Source organism: Paraburkholderia sejongensis, assembly GCF_020880815.1.
GTDB classification, from domain to species: domain Bacteria; phylum Pseudomonadota; class Gammaproteobacteria; order Burkholderiales; family Burkholderiaceae; genus Paraburkholderia; species Paraburkholderia sejongensis.
Map to the genome: position 1 here is coordinate 1 of NZ_JAJITD010000019.1, position 17,060 is coordinate 17,060.

Genomic DNA, 17,060 nt, shown 5'->3' on the forward strand with positions numbered 1-17,060 from the left:
ATGACCATAGCGAGTCGGTCCCACCCCTTCCCATCCCGAACAGGACCGTGAAACGACTCTACGCCGATGATAGTGCGGATTGCCCGTGTGAAAGTAGGTAATCGTCAGGCTCCTCATGCAGTATGTCCAGAACCCCGGTGTCTCCGAAAGAGAACCGGGGTTCTGGCGTTTACGCGGCTGTTTCAGGCGATCGCTAAAGAATCGTTTCAACCGATATTGTTTGTGCGCACCTAGCGTGCGCACAAACAAATCATGTCGATCAAGAACGCCTGCTTACGCAGCAGGATCCGCGCTTCCGGTGGCATCAACGGGTAAATGGCTATCCACCGAATCGATGTGGCCAATCTCGGCAAGCAATGCCTCATCGCGAGCGATGACTTTTGGCAAGTGCGTGCGCAGAAATTCCACCCACGTCCGCGTCTTCGCGTCGATGAACTTGCGCGATGGATAAAGCGCGTAAATATTCATTTTCTGCAGCGTATATTCCGGTAGCACACGCACCAGCGTGCCATCGCGTAATCCGGAAATGGCTGCGTACAGCGGCACCATGCCGATTCCCATTCCTTCGCGAATTGCCATCACCAGGGACTCGGCGATGTTGACGTGCACCGGCCCGTCCACTTCCATCAGCTCGCTGCCGTTTGGACCCTCGAGTGTCCATTCGTGCGGCGGAAATGCCGGCGTGTGCAGGATCAGACATTCATGGCGCGCGAGGTCCGCGGGCTTTTGCGGCGCGCCGTGCGTCCGGATATACGCTGGCGATGCGCACAGGATGCTGAACGTCGTGCCCAGATGAAACGACACTAGCTCCGAGTTCGGCAACGTCGACGCGCCGATCACGGCGACATCAGCGCTGCCCTCGAACAGGTCGGGCATGCGTTGCGACAACGTCAGTTCCACTGTCACTTCGGGATAGAGCGTGCGATACCGCGAAATGGCCGGCAGCACATAGTGCTGCCCGATGCTCGCAAAGCTATGCATGCGCAAGGCGCCGACCGGGCGTTCGTGCGCGCAACTGGCTTCTTCTTCGGCGATATCGACGTCTGCGAGAATCTGTTGCGACCGTTTCAGATAGCGCTCGCCAGCGGTGGTGAGGGCCAGCCGGCGCGTCGAGCGATTCAGCAGGCGGGTGCGCAGATGCGCTTCGAGTTCCGAAACCGCGCGCGACATCGCGCCGGTCGTGGAATTGAGTGACTGCGCGGCAGCGGTGAAGCTGCCGGCTTCGACTACGCGCACAAATACGCGCATGTTTTGTAGCGTGTCCATCAAACCTTCTATTTCCTGACCAAGGCCATATTGTCCGCCTGTCGCGGAAAGCTATTGTTGTCCTTTCTGGAACATATGTTCTGCGCGCATCGGCTTAATGCGCGTATCGCGGACTCCTACAATCGGCGCCTCTCCATTGGCTTGCGCAGTTCCGGCCGGTGGCTCTTTCAGCGACCAGGCGGGGCGCACTGTCTTCAGATGAAACACGATCATGCGATCAAGCGGTCGGCCGGATTTTTTCGGGCGCGCGGCCTCACGCAGCAACGATTCAGCCGGTCCGTGCTCGAACAGTCCGTGCGCGACTGGGCGAACACCGACGGTCTGACCTGGCTGCATCTGCTGAAAACGGTGACTGCGGGGCTGCTCGCGCTGGGCGTCGCGATGCTGTTCGATCTGCCCCAGCCGCGCATCGCCATGACCACCGTGTTCGTGCTGATGCAACCGTTCAGCGCGATGGTGCTGGCAAAGAGCTTCTACCGGATTTTCGGCACGGCAGTCGGCACGGTCGCCGCGCTGCTGCTCGGCGGACTCTTCGTCCAGCAGCCCGAACTGTATATGCTCGGCATGATCGTGTGGGTGAGCGCGTGTATTGCTGCGGCGGTGCGGTATCGGCATTTCAGATGGTACGGCTTCGTGCTCGCGGGTTATACCGCCGCATTGATCGGCATTCCGAACGTAATGGCGCCGCAGGGACTATTCCTCGCTGCGCTCACGCGCGCGGCGGAGGTGGCGGTCGGAATCGTGTGTTCGAGTGCGGTCAGCGCGTTGATCCTGCCGCAGCGCTCGAGTCTCGCACTCCGGCGTACTCTCCAGATCCGGTACGCGAATTTTACTTCGTTCGCCGCCGAGGTGCTCGCCCGCGGGTTCGAGCGTCATCAGTTCGAGCGGCGCTTCGCGGATCTCGTCGATGAAATCGCGGGCTTCGAAGCGACGCGCACGTTCGTCGCCTTCGAGGATCCGGCGTTGCGCTCGCGCGGCCAGCATCTGGCGCGGCTAAACAGCGAGTTCATGGATGCCTGCGCGCGGCTGCATGCGCTGCATCAGTTGCTCAAGCGTTTGCGAGCGAACCATCAGGCGTCGATACTCGAGGCAATCGCACCGTACTTCGACGAACTGGCCGCGCTGTTGGCAGCCAGGTCACCGGAGGCCGTCGACGCTTCGCGCGTAGCCGCCGATCTGCGTCTGTTCCAGGCGAACCTGCCGCGCCGCATGCGCGAATCGAAGCGCCCCCTTGAAACCGCATCGGCCGAATCCCGGGCGGACTTCGATACCGCAGCGGAGTTGTTGTATCGCTTCGTCGGAGAATGGATCAATTATTCGGATACCTATGCGTCGTTATCGTGGCGAAAATCGGAGCGCTGGCGGCATGCTGAAGCGCGTCACGCGCACAAAAGTCACCATATAAGCCGGACCAATAACTTCGTCGTACTGTTCGCGTTCGTGCGCTCGGCGGTCGTGATCGGGATCGCCGGATCGTTCTGGATCGCAACCAACTGGCCGAGCGGCGGACTTGCGGTAATCGGCGCGACGCTGGTTTGCGCGTTGACCTCGACCGCGCCGAACTCGACGAAAATGGCCGTGCAGATGGCAATCGGCGCGGTAGGCGCGACCGTGACCGGCTATCTGTTCATGTGCTACGTGTATCCGAATATCGACGGCTTCCCACTGCTTTGCGCGGTGCTCGCACCGGTGCTCGCGTGCGGTGCGTTCATCGCGACGCGACGCGGCGCGGCCGGCTACGGGATCGGCTTCTCGGTGTTCTTCTGTCTGCTCGCCGGCCCCGACAACGTCGTCAGCTACGCCCCCGATCTGCTGATCAACAACGGTATCGCGTTGACCGCGGCGATGCTGCTCGCGGCGCTGGCCTTCGCGGTGGTGTTTCCCGCGGACATGCGCTGGCTGACCGGGCAGATCATGGGCGATCTGCGTGCTCAGGCGGTTTGCGCGTGCAAGGACGACTTGCCGGGCCTCAATCAGCGATTCCAGTCGAGCACGCACGATCTGACTTCGCAGCTGCGGATGCTGTTGACGCACCGTTCGCGGCGCCGGCGCGAGGCATTGCGCTGGATGCTGGCGACGATCGAAGTCGGCCACGCGGTCATCGACCTGCGCAACGAAGCGGCGCGCGCGCTGTATGTGGACGCGCTAGAGCCGCGCTGGCGTAACGTGCTCGCCGATACCTGCGACGATCTCGCGCACCTGTTCGAGCACCCCGAACCACGCGCGCTCGAACGCGCACTGATCTCCGTGCGCGCGGCGTCGTGGCTCGCGCAGGACGTCCTGCAAACGGTGCATGCGGAGCGCGACAGGCGTCACGACCTGCAGCGCATCCTCAGCTGTCTGCACTTCATCCGGACCGCGTTGCTCGACCGCGACGCGCCGTTCAACCGGCGCTGAGCGGGGCGGCGATCTTTCCGCCAGATGGAAGAATCCCTTCCGGCCGACCCCATTTATCCGTGCAGGTGACGGTCATATAGTTTCATCACTGCTTCACAGCAGTAGTCGTAAGTCCTGGAGAAAGTGATGAAAGTGTTGAAGATGGTTCTGATTGCCTGTTCGTTGTCCGCTACCGCCGCTGCCTATGCGCAAACGGCGCCGGCAGAAGCGCCGCAACAGGTTGCGCAAGCAGCAACCCCGCGCGCCAATAACGCGGTGTCCAAAAGCCGCGCATTGGCACCGAAAGCCAAAGCCGAAGAGTGCGTTGGCCCGATGAGCTTCTGCAATATCTACTTCGGCAGCTAGCGCGCCGTCCGCTGTATCGCGCGACATGCGGGCTGGTGTTTGATCGATGCCTTGCTGACGCGCAAACTCTGTCGCGAACCCTGTCTCGCGACCCAACACCTGCCTGCGACGCCGTCCGATCGAGACGCCGCAGCGGGTGCGGCACCCGCCTGGTGAACCAAGCACACCGCAGACGTGCGCGCCAGAGACGGAGCTGGTGACTATGGAGAGACCCGTTTCATGTACGAAGACCGCATTCGTTGCGCCGCGCTGCGCGAAAAAATCACCACGGCCGCCGACGCGGCGCTTCTGATTCAGGATGGCATGCGCGTTGGCGCAAGCGGCTTTACGCGCGCGGGCGACGCGAAGGCGGTGCCGGTCGCGCTTGCCGAGCGCGCACGCCAGCAGCGCGAGCCGCTGCGCATCACGTTGATGACCGGTGCGTCGCTTGGCCACGACGTCGACCGCATGCTGACCGAAGCCCATGTGCTCGCGCGCCGTCTGCCGTTTCAGGTGGACAAGACGCTGCGCGACGCGATCAATCGCGGCGAAGTGATGTTCGTCGATCAGCATCTGTCCGAGACCGTCGAAATGCTGCGAGCCAACCAGCTCGGCAAGCTCGACGTCGCGATCATCGAAGCGGCGGCGATCACCGAAACTGGCGGCATCGTGCCGACCACTTCGGTCGGCAATTCGGCGAGCTTCGCGATTCTCGCCGAGAAGGTCATCGTCGAAATCAATCTCGCGCAGCCGCTCGCGCTCGAGGGTCTGCACGATATCTGGATTCCGGGCCGCCGGCCGCATCGCGAGCCGCTGTCGATCATGCGCCCGCAGGACCGCGTCGGCACGCCGGCCATCGAGATTGCGCCCGAAAAAATCGCCGCGATCGTTATCACCGACATGCCCGACAGTTCGTCCACGGTGCTGCCGGCGGACGAGGAAACCGCTGCGATCGCCGGTCATCTGATCGAATTTTTTCAGCACGAAGTCTCGCACGGCCGTATGCCGAAGCGGTTGCCGCCGTTGCAGGCGGGGATCGGCACGATCGCGAACGCGGTGCTGGCCGGTTTCGTCGATTCGCCGTTCGACGTGTTCGAAATATATTCCGAAGTCCTACAGGATTCGACCTTCGATCTGATGGATGCCGGCAAGGTCAGCTTCGCTTCCGGCGCATCGATCACGCTGTCGGCGACGCGCCAGGCGCAGGTATTCGGCGAACTCGAACGCTATCGCGACCGGCTGGTGCTGCGTCCGCAGGAAGTCAGCAATCATCCGGAAGTGATCCGGCGACTCGGTCTGATCGCGCTGAATACCGCGCTCGAATTCGACATCTACGGCAACGTGAATTCGACGCACGTGGGCGGCACGCACATGATGAACGGCATCGGCGGCTCCGGCGATTTTGCGCGCAACGCGTCGTGCGCGATCTTCGCGACCAAGTCGATTGCGAAAGACGGCCGCATTTCGAGCATCGTGCCGATGGTCCCGCATTGCGATCACAACGAACACGATGTCGATGTGGTGGTCACCGAGCAGGGTCTCGCCGATCTGCGCGGACTCGCGCCGCGCGAACGCGCGCAGCTGATTATCGAGCGTTGCGTGCATCCGCTATATCGCGATCAACTGCGCGACTACTATCGCGATGCATTGCAGTGGGGCGGCCAGACGCCGCATTGTCTCGACCAGGTATTCGCATGGCATCGGCGCCTGCGCGATACGGGTTCCATGCTGCCGGCCTGATCTGTAATCGAACGGAAAGAAAAGCTGTCTGCAAAAAGAAAGAAGCGCCAGCGGCACGAGCCGGCTGGCGCTTCTTTTTTTTATTGAATGTTTGAAAGCGGTGCTTAAGAACCTCGTCGCACGAGCCGGATAATAAACAGCAGAATCACCGCGCCGATCAATGCGGTAATGATCGAGCCGATCCAGCCGCTGCCGAGCGAAATATGCAGTACGCCGGCAAGCCATCCGCCGATGAACGCGCCGACAATCCCGACGATGATGTCGACAATCAGGCCGAAGCCGCCGCCCTTGACCAGCACACCGGCGAGCCAACCGGCGATCGCGCCGATGATAAGCCATGCAATGATGCCGTGTTCCATGTTCGAGACTCCGTAGTTGTATGTGAAAAAATCACGGTGATAGAGCTTAGTCGAAGGTTATGGGACAGTCCATGTTGAGGACACGGAATTAACATTGTCTAAATCTGCTGCCAGCTAAGTGTAGACGATGTGCCGCGAATAAAGCGGCCGTGCACCCGAGGCTTCACTCGGGCGTCGGTTCGGCTTCGCGCGCGCTCCAACTGACGCTCGATACGCTTTTCTCCATGCTCAGGCGGCTCGCCATCTGCTCGAGCTTCGATTGATACTTCGGATGCAGCTTCAGCGTCGCGGCGACGCGCATACGCCCGGGATCGCCGTCGACGTCCTCGCTCGTCAGGCTTTGAAACGACAGAGGCGCCGAATACATCGAGTTCGAGATTGCCGTACGAATGTGAACCTCATCGGCTTCGCGGCACACGATCGTCAGCACGTATTCGCGCACGAGATCGGCGTTCGAAACCGGCGTCGCATTGATCATCCGGCTCACTTCGCGCAGCACGGTATTGGCCAACAGAACGATCACGGTGCCCGCGATCGCGGGCCCGTAATGTCCGGCGCCGCTCAATACGCCGACCGCCGCCGAGCACCACAGTGTCGCCGCGGTGTTGATCCCCTGGATCGAGCCTTTGTCGCGCATGATTACGCCGCCGCCAAGAAAGCCGACGCCGAACACCACATAGGCGGCGATCTGGGTCACGCCGGAGACGCCGTTGCCGGTCAGCACGCCGAGCGTGACGAACAGGCACGAGCCGCTCGCGACGAGCGTGATCGTGCGCAAGCCGGCATTGCGCTGGCGCATCTGCCGTTCGAGGCCGATGGCCACGCCACAGGCGAAAGCGGTCAGAAGCCGCAGGAAGAGTTCGAGTGTCATCGTTCAGAAAGGTTGGCGCTCGTGCCGTTGCAGTGTGCTTCCTTCGCATGACAGCGTCAGGTCGTCCACGATCTTTCGTTGACCGAACGGACGAACATGCGCGCTCACGCGCGATGCGGCGCGCGGACGCGAACCCGGCGGCGCATCAGGTGGCGCATCAGGCGCGCGGGTTCGACGCGTGCGGCATCGGCATGGCAGTGCGCCACGCGCTGCTTCACTGGCAGTACGACACGTGAATGAAAAACGTAAATGAGGCGAGAGCGACGTGCGCCATCGAGCCCGAGGGCAGGACGGCGACAGAACGAACGGACTGACGCGGAAACCTGCCGCTCAGGCGAGCGGGCAAATCGATACTCGGCGGCTACAACTGCTACTGTCCAAGATCGTGATTCCGGTTAAAAGAAGTGCGCGAATTTTAGGCGGCTGTGTAAAGGTTCGTCAAGCCGCGCCGCAGGGCCGACTCGCGGGATCGACACTCGAAATTAAAACGGACTGCGAATATTTCATTCGGCTGCACCCTGCGCCAGCCCCGGCACCAGCCGTACGCGCGTGATTTCCGACGGTGCGCCCAGCCGCTTCGGCGGTCCCCAATAACCGGTCCCCCGGCTCGTATAGACCCACAGTCCATTGAGTCGCGCGAGACCGGCGGTGAACGGTTGCTGCAGCCGCACGAAGAAATTCCACGGAAAGAACTGGCCGCCGTGCGTATGCCCCGACAACTGCAACGTGAAGCCCGCTGCCGCCGCCGCTTCGGCCGAACGCGGCTGGTGGGCGAGCAGTACCTTGATCAGTACGTCGCCGGGCGCGCCCGCGAGTGCCGCGACCGGGTCGCTGCGATGCGCGGGGTCGTGATGGCCGGCGGAGTAGTCGGTGACGCCGGCGATCACCGCGCGAGCCCCGTCATGATCGACGACTACGTGCTGGTTCAGCAGTACTTGCAGACCGAGCCGGCGGAATTCGGCGATCCACGAGTTCGCGCCCGAGTAGTACTCGTGATTGCCGGTCACCAGAAACGCGCCGTGCCGTGCGCTAAGCCGCGACAATGGCTGCGTATGCCGGCTCAGTTTCGCGACGCTGCCGTCGACCACGTCGCCGGTCACCGCGATCAGGTCCGGCTGCAGGCGATTGACCGCGTCGACGATCGCATCGACGTAGCGGCTCTTGATCGTCGGGCCGACGTGAATATCGGTGATCTGCACGATCGTGAAGCCGTCGAGCGCGGCGGGCAGATCGTCGATCGGCACGTCGATCGTCACGACGCGCGCGCGACGCCGCGCATTGACGAGGCCGATCAGCGTCGTCAGCAGCGCGGCGAGCGGCACCGCCGCCGCCGAACCGGTGCGCCAATGCGCGATCGCGAGCGTGTTCGGCCAGATCGCATCGATCGTCAGCAGCGAGGCGAGCACGAGATCGCGCGCGAATGTCAGCACCAGCAGCGACGAAAAGAAACCCATCGCCAGCAAGCCGACCCACGCGATCCGGTCGCCGAGCGGCTGACGCTTGATGCTGCGCGCCATCATGCCGAGCGGAATCACGAGGATCGACAGCAGCAGCCACAGCACGCACAGCAAGCGGCCGGTCGCGGCGATCGGCATGTCGGGCAGCAGGCGCAAGCCGACATAGATATGCAGCACGATGCCAATCAGAATGATGCGGGTAAGAAACGATGAACGGCGCATAGAGAAGATCGGGACGGGAAGGGACCGAAGGCCGGCGTCGACGACGGCGCCTCGTGCGGTGAGCAGCCGCTGAGTACGAGGCGCGTATTGCGCTGACCAATACGGTCTGACATATCGGCAGCGTAACGATCGGCAGCGTAACGAATGGCAACCCCGGAAAAAGCAGCCGGACGCCTGCGGCGAGTCATTCTACCGGCATGTTCAGGCCCTTGCAGGCGACGCAAAAATCGCGCCCTCGCACTGCAACGCGCGCGTTCCTGACCAGGTCGACGAGCACTTCGGCGGGTGCAAAAAGCCGTGCGCGACTGCGCTTACACCCTCGGGCGCAACAACTGCTCGCCGATAGTTTTGCAGGACCTCGCGGCAAACATTTCAATGCCTATGCAAGCGAATTAAATGGGCTTTGAATTGTATTGTGCGTGGACTATGCTTGAACCAACCAGCAGATTTCGCGGCCAGCGCGGCAGTCCTGCGAAGCCACGGCGGGATGCGTCGCGGTGGGAGCCGCGCGGTTCGGTTGCGACTGGTTCTATCGCCGGCACAGAGACAGGCGGCGGGAGGCACACATGAAGCTGCTCAAATCGGATCGCCACTGGCGCCATGCGCACGATGCGCATCACGTTCATCATGTCCATCACGTCGGGTACGAGGGCAGTCACGTGATGCTGCCGCTCGTCGGCATTTCGCTGATGGCGATTGCACTATATGTCGGCGTGCGCGATATCGACTTCTCCGAACTCGGCAAGAGCGCGCTATTCGACGTGGTGATGGTTTGCGTGGCACTCGGCATTGCCGGACTATTCGGGGCGGTCGGGGCATGGCTGCGCTCGAATGGCGACGACGGCGAAGAGGGATTCTGCTTCATCGGCGCGTTGATCGGCACGGTGGTGTTTTATATCGCGGTGCTGACCTGACCTGACTTCACCTTACGCAACCCAAAGCGCGGTCACACGAAACGGGTCAACACGAGGCCCGCGCCATGCAACCCGCGCCGCGAGCCCGTGCCGCGCGTCGCATCACGCGTCGCATCACGCGCTTAACTCATTCATCAAACAATGCGCGCCGCCTCGTCGAATGAAAAACGCGGGCTGCGCGGAAACAGCTTCGACGCATCGCCATAACCGAGGTTGATCAGGAAGTTCGACTTCACGGTCGTGCCGGCGAAGAACGCCGCATCGACCTTCTGCGCGTCGAAGCCGGACATCGGCCCGGTGTCGAGACCGAGCGCGCGGGCGGCGAGAATCAGATAACCGCCTTGCAGCGTCGAATTGCGAAACGCGGTATCGGCGATCGCGCGCTCGTTGCCGGCGAACCAGCTGCGCGCGTCCGCATGCGGAAACAGCTTCGGCAACTGCTCATAAAACGCCATGTCCATCCCGACGATCACCGTAACCGGCGCGGCCATCGTTTTCTCGAGATTGCCGGCCGACAACGCCGGACGCAGTTTTTCCTTGCCCTCGGGCGTCTTCACGAACACGAAGCGGCCCGGGCTCGAATTGGCCGAGGTCGGGCCGAGCAGCACGAGTTCGGTGAGCTGCTTGAGCAACGCGTCGTCGACCGGTTTGTTCTGCCAGCCGTTGTGGGTGCGTGCGTCGCGAAAGAGTTGGGCAAGCGCCTGATCGGAAAGAGTCATGAACGTGGTCCGTGAAAGAATGGTAAGGAACCCCAGGAAAAACGCGGCAACGCGGAGTCGATCGACCGCGCGGCACGGCGCTTTGGCGGGCCGGCCATTGCCGCCATAATAGCCAGGGTTACTACTCGTCCGCTCGTATTGAGCATTCCGATGACCGATCTATTCAACGACCTGCCGGCGCCCGACGTCGACTGGTATCCCGACTGGCTCGCGCCGGCCCCGGCCGAGCGGATGCTCGCGCGGCTGATCGACGAGGTGCAATGGCGTCAGGACACGATGGGCACGCCCGCCGGCCGGGTCGCGCTGCCGCGTCTGACCGCGTGGCAAGGCGAGCCCGACGCGGTCTATATCTACTCGGGCATTCGCAACGTTCCCGAACCGTGGACGCCCGCTGTCGCCGAACTCAAAGCCGCCGCCGAAGCGACCAGCGGCGCGCGTTTTAACAGCGTGCTGCTCAATCGTTACCGCAGCGGCGCCGACAGCATGGGCTGGCACGCGGATCGCGAACCCGAACTCGGCCGGCAGCCGGTGATCGCGTCGGTGAGTCTGGGCGTCGCGCGTACCTTCGACCTGCGCCACAACAAGACCGGCGTCGTGCAGTCGTTTTCGCTGAAGGGCGGCAGCTTGCTGGTGATGAAGGGCGATACCCAGGCCGAATGGCGCCATCGCGTGCCGAAACAGCCGCGCGTGAGCGGCGAGCGCATCAATCTGACGTTCCGGTGGGTCACGCCGCGTCAGCCCGGATAAATCCCGACGCGTTCTCAACCGCGGTCCCCGCCGCATTCCCAAACTTTCCGACCATCAACCAGCGCACCCCCGCGCGCCATACCAAAATTGATATCGACGGCGCGAATCATATGATTGGACGGGTAACGCGTCGCACAGTACGCTACATCACGATCCACGCACCATGAGGGCCACGAGGGCTGGGCAGGTGACGGGGTCGCGACACAACAACGATTAAGGAGACAGTCATGGCGAATACACGACGTGCCGCGTGCCGCGCGCTGGGCGCGCTTGCACTTTCCGCGAGTTTTGGAATGCTGACGTTGGGCGCGCCCGGCGCGCACGCCGAGGACAAACAGATCACGCTGGGTTTTGCGCAGGTCGGCGCGGAAAGCGCATGGCGCACTGCGAATACCGAGTCGGTGAAGTCGGCGGCGGCGGACGCCAAGATCAAGCTCAAATTCTCCGATGCGCAGCAGAAACAGGAAAACCAGATCAAGGCGATTCGCTCGTATATCGCGCAGAAGGTCGACGTGATCGCATTCTCGCCGGTGGTCGAATCGGGCTGGGAGCCGGTGCTGCGTGAAGCGAAAGCCGCCAACATTCCGGTGATCCTGACCGACCGCAACATCGACGTGAAAGATACGTCGCTGTACGTGACGATGATCGGCTCTGACTTCCTCGAAGAAGGCCGGCGCGGCGGCAAGTGGCTCGAAGATCACTACAAGAACGACAAAGGCCCGGTCAATATCGCCGAACTGCAAGGCACGGTCGGCTCGGCGCCGGCCAACGATCGCCACTCCGGTCTGATCGAAGTGATCAAAAACGATCCGAAGTTCAAGATCATCGCGTCGCAAAGCGGCGACTTCACGCTCGCCGGCGGCAAGCAGGTGATGGAAGCGTTCATCAAGACCTACGGCAACAAGATCAACGTGGTCTACGCGCATAACGACGACATGGCGCTCGGCGCGATCCAGGCGATGGAAGAAGCCGGCATGCATCCGGGCAAGGACGTGATCGTGGTGTCGTTCGACGCGACCAAGGGCGGCTTCCAGGCGATGGCCGCGGGCAAGATGAACGTCGACGTCGAATGCAGCCCGCTGCTCGGACCGCAACTGATGTCCGCGGTCAAGGACGTGGTGGCCGGCAAGCAACTGCCGAAGCGGATCCTGACGGAAGAGACGGTATTCCCGATGAGCGTGGCCGCGCAGACTCTGCCGACGCGCAAGTACTGACGCTATCGAGGCAAGCCGGAGCCCGCGCCACCGCGCGCGCGTTCCCGGCGCCGCGCACCGTTGCGACGGGCGCGTAATAAACGTGCAACCGAAACGTGCAATAGAGACGTGCAACGGGCGTGCGGCACGAGCAGATCATAAGATTTCTCCAGTGGTGCCTGACCGCCCGGGCTGCTTCGGCAGCGGGCGGTCTCTTTTCACGGGCCTGCCGCCGGCACCGCCGCCAAACCACGCATAGAAGATCGAGCGAGGTCCATGACCCATTCCGCTTCCGAACCGAATCAGCCCGGCCAGCCTGAACGCGGCTCGCCGCGCCCAACCGGCGCGCCGGTCTCCGAGGATGCCGCCGGCACGCGCGCGCCGATCCTCGAGATGGCCGGCGTCAGCAAGACCTTTCCGGGTGTCAAGGCGCTGCAACGCGTCGACTTCCGGCTCTTTCCCGGCGAAGTCCATACCTTGATGGGCCAGAACGGCGCCGGTAAATCGACCCTTATCAACGTGCTGACCGGCGTGTTCGCACCCGATGGCGGCACGATCCGGCTCGGCGGCGAGGAGGTCGCGTTCGCGTCGCCGCAGGAGGCCGAAGCGGCCGGCGTACGGACGCTGTACCAGGAAGTGAATCTGTGCGCGAACCTGTCGGTCGCGGAGAACATTTTCGCGGGCCGGCAGCCGCGCCGCTTCGGCGCGATCGACTGGGCCGACATCAAGCGGCGCGCGCAGGAGGCGCTCGCGCGTCTGGACGTATCGCTCGACGTGACCCGCTCGCTCGACGCGTATCCGATCGCGGTCCAGCAGATGGTCGCGATCGCGCGGGCGCTGTCGGTCGACGCGCGCGTACTGATCCTCGACGAGCCGACCTCGAGTCTCGACGACAGCGAGGTCGCGCAGCTGTTCAAGATCCTTCGGCATCTTAAGCAATCGGGCATTGCGATCCTGTTCGTCACACACTTTCTCGAACAGACCTACGCGATCTCCGACCGCATCACGGTGATGCGCAACGGCGAGCGCGAAGGCGAATACCTTGCGCGCGATCTGCCGGCCGATCTGCTGGTGGCGAAGATGGTCGGCCACGAGCGCATGAGCGCGCGTCTGCGCGAAGCGGCGCACGAAGAGCAGGCCGCCGACGAACTGCCGGACGAACTGCCGGAGCACGCAGCCGAAGCTGAAGCAACCGAAGCAACGCAAGCAACCCACGCAGCGAGCCGTCAACCGTTCATCGAGCTGCGCGGCGTCGGCCGGCGCGGCACCTTGCAGCCGATCGATCTCGACGTGCAGCCGGGCCAGATTCTCGGCCTCGCCGGTCTGCTCGGCTCCGGCCGCACCGAAACCGCGCGGCTGCTGTTCGGCGCGGATCGCGCGGACAGCGGCACGATCCTCGTGAACGGCAAGCCGGTGAAACTGCGCTCGCCGCACGACGCGGTGCGCCACGGCATCGGTTATTGCGCGGAAGACCGCAAGAAGGAGGGCATCGTCGCCGAACTGTCGATCCGCGAAAACATCATGCTCGCGTTGCAGGCGCGGCGCGGCTGGTGGCGCAAGATCAGCCGGCAGCGCGCGCGCGAACTGGCCGACACGTGGATCGAGCGGCTCGGCATCAAGGCGTCCGACGCCGAGCAGCCGATCGCGCTGCTGTCCGGCGGCAACCAGCAAAAAGCGCTGCTCGCGCGCTGGCTCGCGACCGATCCGAAACTGCTGATTCTCGACGAACCGACCCGCGGCATCGACGTCGCCGCGAAGTTCGACATCATGGACCGGCTGCTCGCGCTGTGCGCGAACGGTCTGTCGATCCTGTTCATTTCGTCGGAGATCAGCGAGGTGCTGCGCGTCAGCCATCGCGTCGCGGTGCTGCGCGATCGCCGCAAGATCGCCGAGGTCGCCGGCACCGCATCGAACGAGGACAACATCTACCGCCTGATCGCAGGGAGCGGCGAATGAAGCTATCGAACTGGGTCGCGCGCGACGGCGCCGAACGTCCGCTGCTGTGGCCATGCATCACGCTCGTGCTGTTGTGCGGGCTCAATCTGCTGGTCAATCCGCATTTCCTGTCGGTGCGGATGCTCGACGGCCACCTGTTCGGCGCGCCGATCGACATCCTGAATCGCGCGGCGCCGCTGGTGCTGGTCGCGATCGGCATGACGCTCGTGATCGCCACGCGCGGTATCGACATCTCGGTCGGCGCGGTGGTCGCGATCGCCGGCGCGGCGGCCGCGACGATTCTCGCGACCCAGCCGGTCGCGAGCGGCGCGCTGGTCGCGCAGGCGCTGGTGGCCGCGCTGCTCGTCGGCGTGCTGAGCGGCATGTGGAACGGGTTGCTGGTGTCGTTCGTCGGCATGCAGCCGATCATCGCGACGCTGATCCTGATGGTCGCCGGCCGCGGGATCGCGCAACTGCTGACCGCCGGCCAGATCATTCCGATCGGCGCGCCCGCGTATCTGTTCGTCGGCGGCGGCTACTGGCTCGGCGTGCCGTGCTCGGTGTGGATCGCGACGATCGCGGTGCTGGCCACCGCGGCGCTGATCGAAGGCACCGCGCTCGGGCTGTTCATTCGCGCGATCGGCGTGAATCCGGTCGCGACGCGCCTCGTCGGTCTGCGCTCGAAGGCGATCGTGTTCGCGGTGTACGCGTTCTCGGGTCTGACCGCGGCGCTGGCCGGCATCCTGATCAGCTCGAACGTGCGCAGCGCGGACGGCAACAACGCGGGCCTGCTGCTCGAACTCGACGCGATTCTCGCGGTGACGCTCGGCGGCACGTCGCTGCTCGGCGGCCGTTTCAGCTTCGCCGGCACCGTGCTCGGCGCGCTGATCATTCAGACGCTCACGTACACGACCTATTCGATCGGCGTGCCGCCGGAAGCGACGCTGGTCGTGAAGGCGGCCGTCGTGCTGGCGGTCAGCGTGATCCAGTCGCCGGCGGCCCGCGCGCTCGCGGTGTCGTTCGGCGCATCGCTCGTCAAACATCGCGGGGTGGCACGATGACGCGCATTCTCGAAGCACTCGCGCGCGTGGTCGATCCGCGCACGCTGCCGATCGCGGTGACGGTCCTGCTGTTCTGCGCGCTGTTCGGTTTCGGCTCGGTGATGTACACCGGCTTCTTCTCGTGGCAGGTGCTGCTCGATCTGCTGGTCGATAACGCGTTCCTGCTGATCGTCGCGATCGGCATGACGTTCGTGATCGTGTCGGGCGGCATCGATCTGTCGGTCGGCTCGGTGGTCGCGCTGACGACGATCGTCGAAGCGGTGCTGTCCGAGCACATGCATCTGTCGGTGTGGGTCATCATTCCGCTCGTGCTGCTGATGGGCACCGTGTTCGGCGCGGTGCAGGGCGCGCTGATTCATTTCTTCAAACTGCAGGCGTTCATCGTCACGCTGGCCGGGATGTTCTTCGCGCGCGGGCTGTGTTTTCTGATCACCACGCAGTCGATCACGATCACCGATCCGACCTTCCAGAGGATCTCGGCGTTCCGTCTGAACATCGGCATCGGCTCGGTGTCGGCGAACGTGCTGATCGCGCTCGCGACGCTCGCGGCGGCCATCTACGTCGCGCATTTCACGCGCTTCGGGCGCAACGTCTATGCGGTCGGCGGCAATCCGCGCTCCGCGCTGCTGATGGGGCTGCCGGTCGCGCACACGCGGATCGGCGTGTATGCGCTGAGCGGTTTTTGCTCGGCGCTCGGCGGCGCGGTATTCACGTTCTACGTGCTGTCCGGTTATGGCCTGCAAGGACAGGGGATGGAACTCGATGCGATCGCCGCGACGGTGATCGGCGGCACGCTGCTGACGGGCGGGGTCGGGTATGTGGTCGGTTCGCTGTTCGGCGTCGGCATTCTCGGCACGATCCAGACGCTGATCACGTTCGACGGCACGCTCAGTTCGTGGTGGACGCGGATCGTGATCGGCGCGCTGCTGTGCGCATTCTGTCTGCTGCAGCGCCTGATCGAGCGGCATGCGAAGTCGGTCGGCCGGCCCGGCGGGACCGGCGCGGTGGCGAGCTCGGGGCGCGCGCATCCGCAGCACGAGAGTGCGGCGCCTGCTTCGGATACCCAGGTGTTGGGCAGGGCGCCGGGGTGAGGGCGGGGTAAGGGCTGGGTAAGGGCTGGGGTATGGGTGCTGCGCATGCATGCGCGGCGCTCGCGCGAACGCGTGCGCGTCACCCGCCCAGCAGAATGATTGCGACCGTCAGCGCGATGCCGAGCAGCGTCATCACGAAGCCGGTCTTCAGCGCGCCGCCGCCGGTATAGCGGCCCAGCGCGAAGCCCGCGACGAACAGCATCAGCAGGGTCAGCACGCGTGAGATCACGAGCGCCGCCGTGCGATCGCCGATCAGCAGAAACGGCAGCGCCACCGGAAACGTCGCGACGACGACCAGCAGGAACACCCCGAGCGCGCCGACGAAGTCCTCGCGGATGAAACGCGCGCGCGGCGGCAGCGTGGTTCTGGCGGCAAGACGCGCGCGAATCAGCTCGAGTTCCGCATCGTCGACGAGCGGTTCCAGCGACGCCGGCAACGCATCGCGCAAGGTCTGCACGGCGCTCGCGCGATTCGCGTCGCGCTTCACGGCCGACGCCAGCGTCAGCCGCTGGCCGCGATCGGCCAGATTGCGCACGATGAACATCACCGCGTCCGCGAGGCCCCACGCGAGGTTGCAGCCGAGCGCGGTGAAAAACAGCTTGCGGCCGGCGTCGTCGCCGGCGCCCACCGCCTTGACCGCGCCGACGAACGTCAACGCCATGAACAGGCCGAAACACAGTTCGGTCACGCGGTCGACGGTATTGAGGACCGGCTGGCGCTTTTCGGGCAACGACTGCGGGAGCGGCGGGGCGGTAGCCATGGGA

At 63.9% G+C, this 17,060-nt stretch carries 15 protein-coding genes and 1 rRNA gene; 10 read left to right on the forward strand and 6 right to left on the reverse strand.

Annotated features, from left to right (window positions below):
- Window positions 1-110 (forward strand): 5S ribosomal RNA (gene rrf, locus LJ656_RS28575); the annotation flags it as partial.
- Between the two features lie 163 nt (window positions 111-273).
- Here rrf and LJ656_RS28580 read toward each other — a convergent pair.
- Window positions 274-1,266 carry a LysR family transcriptional regulator gene (locus LJ656_RS28580; protein WP_230512843.1) on the reverse strand — a complete coding sequence of 331 codons (993 nt, stop codon included), beginning with the start codon at window positions 1,264-1,266 and terminating at the stop codon, window positions 274-276.
- A gap of 198 nt (window positions 1,267-1,464) precedes the next feature.
- Between LJ656_RS28580 and LJ656_RS28585 the strand changes: the two genes are divergently transcribed.
- The 3 genes from LJ656_RS28585 to scpC all read left to right on the forward strand — a co-directional run bounded on the left by LJ656_RS28585 (window position 1,465) and on the right by scpC (window position 5,727).
- Complete coding sequence (locus tag LJ656_RS28585) at window positions 1,465-3,663, forward strand: FUSC family protein (RefSeq protein ID WP_230512844.1); 2,199 nt, start codon at window positions 1,465-1,467, stop codon at window positions 3,661-3,663.
- Between the two features lie 126 nt (window positions 3,664-3,789).
- Window positions 3,790-4,008, forward strand: coding sequence for a hypothetical protein (locus tag LJ656_RS28590; RefSeq protein WP_230512845.1), 219 nt, complete (start codon window positions 3,790-3,792; stop codon window positions 4,006-4,008).
- 219 nt (window positions 4,009-4,227) lie between these two features.
- On the forward strand, window positions 4,228-5,727 hold the full coding sequence (scpC, locus tag LJ656_RS28595; protein WP_230512846.1) for a succinyl-CoA:acetate CoA-transferase ScpC: 1,500 nt from the start codon (window positions 4,228-4,230) through the stop codon (window positions 5,725-5,727).
- Between the two features lie 104 nt (window positions 5,728-5,831).
- On the opposite strand, the gene LJ656_RS28600 is transcribed toward scpC, so the two are convergent.
- The 3 genes from LJ656_RS28600 to LJ656_RS28610 form a co-directional block, all read right to left on the reverse strand.
- On the reverse strand, window positions 5,832-6,086 hold the full coding sequence (locus LJ656_RS28600) for a GlsB/YeaQ/YmgE family stress response membrane protein (RefSeq protein ID WP_230512847.1): 255 nt from the start codon (window positions 6,084-6,086) through the stop codon (window positions 5,832-5,834).
- Window positions 6,087-6,249: 163 nt separating this feature from the next.
- The gene (locus LJ656_RS28605; RefSeq protein ID WP_230512848.1) at window positions 6,250-6,957 is read right to left on the reverse strand and encodes an MgtC/SapB family protein; all 708 of its coding nucleotides are present in this window, start codon (window positions 6,955-6,957) and stop codon (window positions 6,250-6,252) included.
- Window positions 6,958-7,460: 503 nt separating this feature from the next.
- The gene (locus LJ656_RS28610; RefSeq protein WP_230512849.1) at window positions 7,461-8,636 is read right to left on the reverse strand and encodes a metallophosphoesterase; all 1,176 of its coding nucleotides are present in this window, start codon (window positions 8,634-8,636) and stop codon (window positions 7,461-7,463) included.
- Window positions 8,637-9,202: 566 nt separating this feature from the next.
- Here LJ656_RS28610 and LJ656_RS28615 point away from each other — a divergent pair.
- Window positions 9,203-9,550, forward strand: coding sequence for a hypothetical protein (locus tag LJ656_RS28615; RefSeq protein ID WP_230512850.1), 348 nt, complete (start codon window positions 9,203-9,205; stop codon window positions 9,548-9,550).
- A gap of 134 nt (window positions 9,551-9,684) precedes the next feature.
- On the opposite strand, the gene LJ656_RS28620 is transcribed toward LJ656_RS28615, so the two are convergent.
- On the reverse strand, window positions 9,685-10,269 hold the full coding sequence (locus tag LJ656_RS28620; protein ID WP_075303885.1) for a malonic semialdehyde reductase: 585 nt from the start codon (window positions 10,267-10,269) through the stop codon (window positions 9,685-9,687).
- A gap of 150 nt (window positions 10,270-10,419) precedes the next feature.
- Between LJ656_RS28620 and LJ656_RS28625 the strand changes: the two genes are divergently transcribed.
- From LJ656_RS28625 to yjfF, 5 genes are all read left to right on the forward strand, one after another.
- Entirely contained in the window at window positions 10,420-11,016 is a 597-nt protein-coding gene (locus LJ656_RS28625) for an alpha-ketoglutarate-dependent dioxygenase AlkB family protein (RefSeq protein WP_230512851.1), read from the forward strand.
- Window positions 11,017-11,243: 227 nt separating this feature from the next.
- Window positions 11,244-12,230, forward strand: coding sequence for an ABC transporter substrate-binding protein (locus tag LJ656_RS28630; RefSeq protein WP_230512852.1), 987 nt, complete (start codon window positions 11,244-11,246; stop codon window positions 12,228-12,230).
- Window positions 12,231-12,485: 255 nt separating this feature from the next.
- A complete protein-coding gene (locus LJ656_RS28635) occupies window positions 12,486-14,165 on the forward strand; it encodes a sugar ABC transporter ATP-binding protein (RefSeq protein WP_230512853.1) in 1,680 nt (559 codons plus the stop codon).
- Window positions 14,162-15,205 (forward strand): ABC transporter permease, encoded by a 1,044-nt coding sequence (locus LJ656_RS28640; protein ID WP_230512854.1) that lies wholly within the window; start codon window positions 14,162-14,164, stop codon window positions 15,203-15,205. The genes LJ656_RS28635 and LJ656_RS28640 overlap by 4 nt, the downstream gene beginning before the upstream one ends.
- Window positions 15,202-16,296, forward strand: a complete 1,095-nt coding sequence (gene yjfF, locus LJ656_RS28645) for a galactofuranose ABC transporter, permease protein YjfF (RefSeq protein WP_230512855.1) — start codon at window positions 15,202-15,204, stop codon at window positions 16,294-16,296. Before LJ656_RS28640 ends, yjfF begins: the two co-directional genes overlap by 4 nt.
- 79 nt (window positions 16,297-16,375) lie before the next feature.
- Here the strand turns inward: yjfF and LJ656_RS28650 are convergent, their stop codons facing one another.
- Window positions 16,376-17,056, reverse strand: coding sequence for a VIT1/CCC1 transporter family protein (locus LJ656_RS28650; protein ID WP_230512856.1), 681 nt, complete (start codon window positions 17,054-17,056; stop codon window positions 16,376-16,378).
- Window positions 17,057-17,060 lie beyond the last annotated feature (4 nt).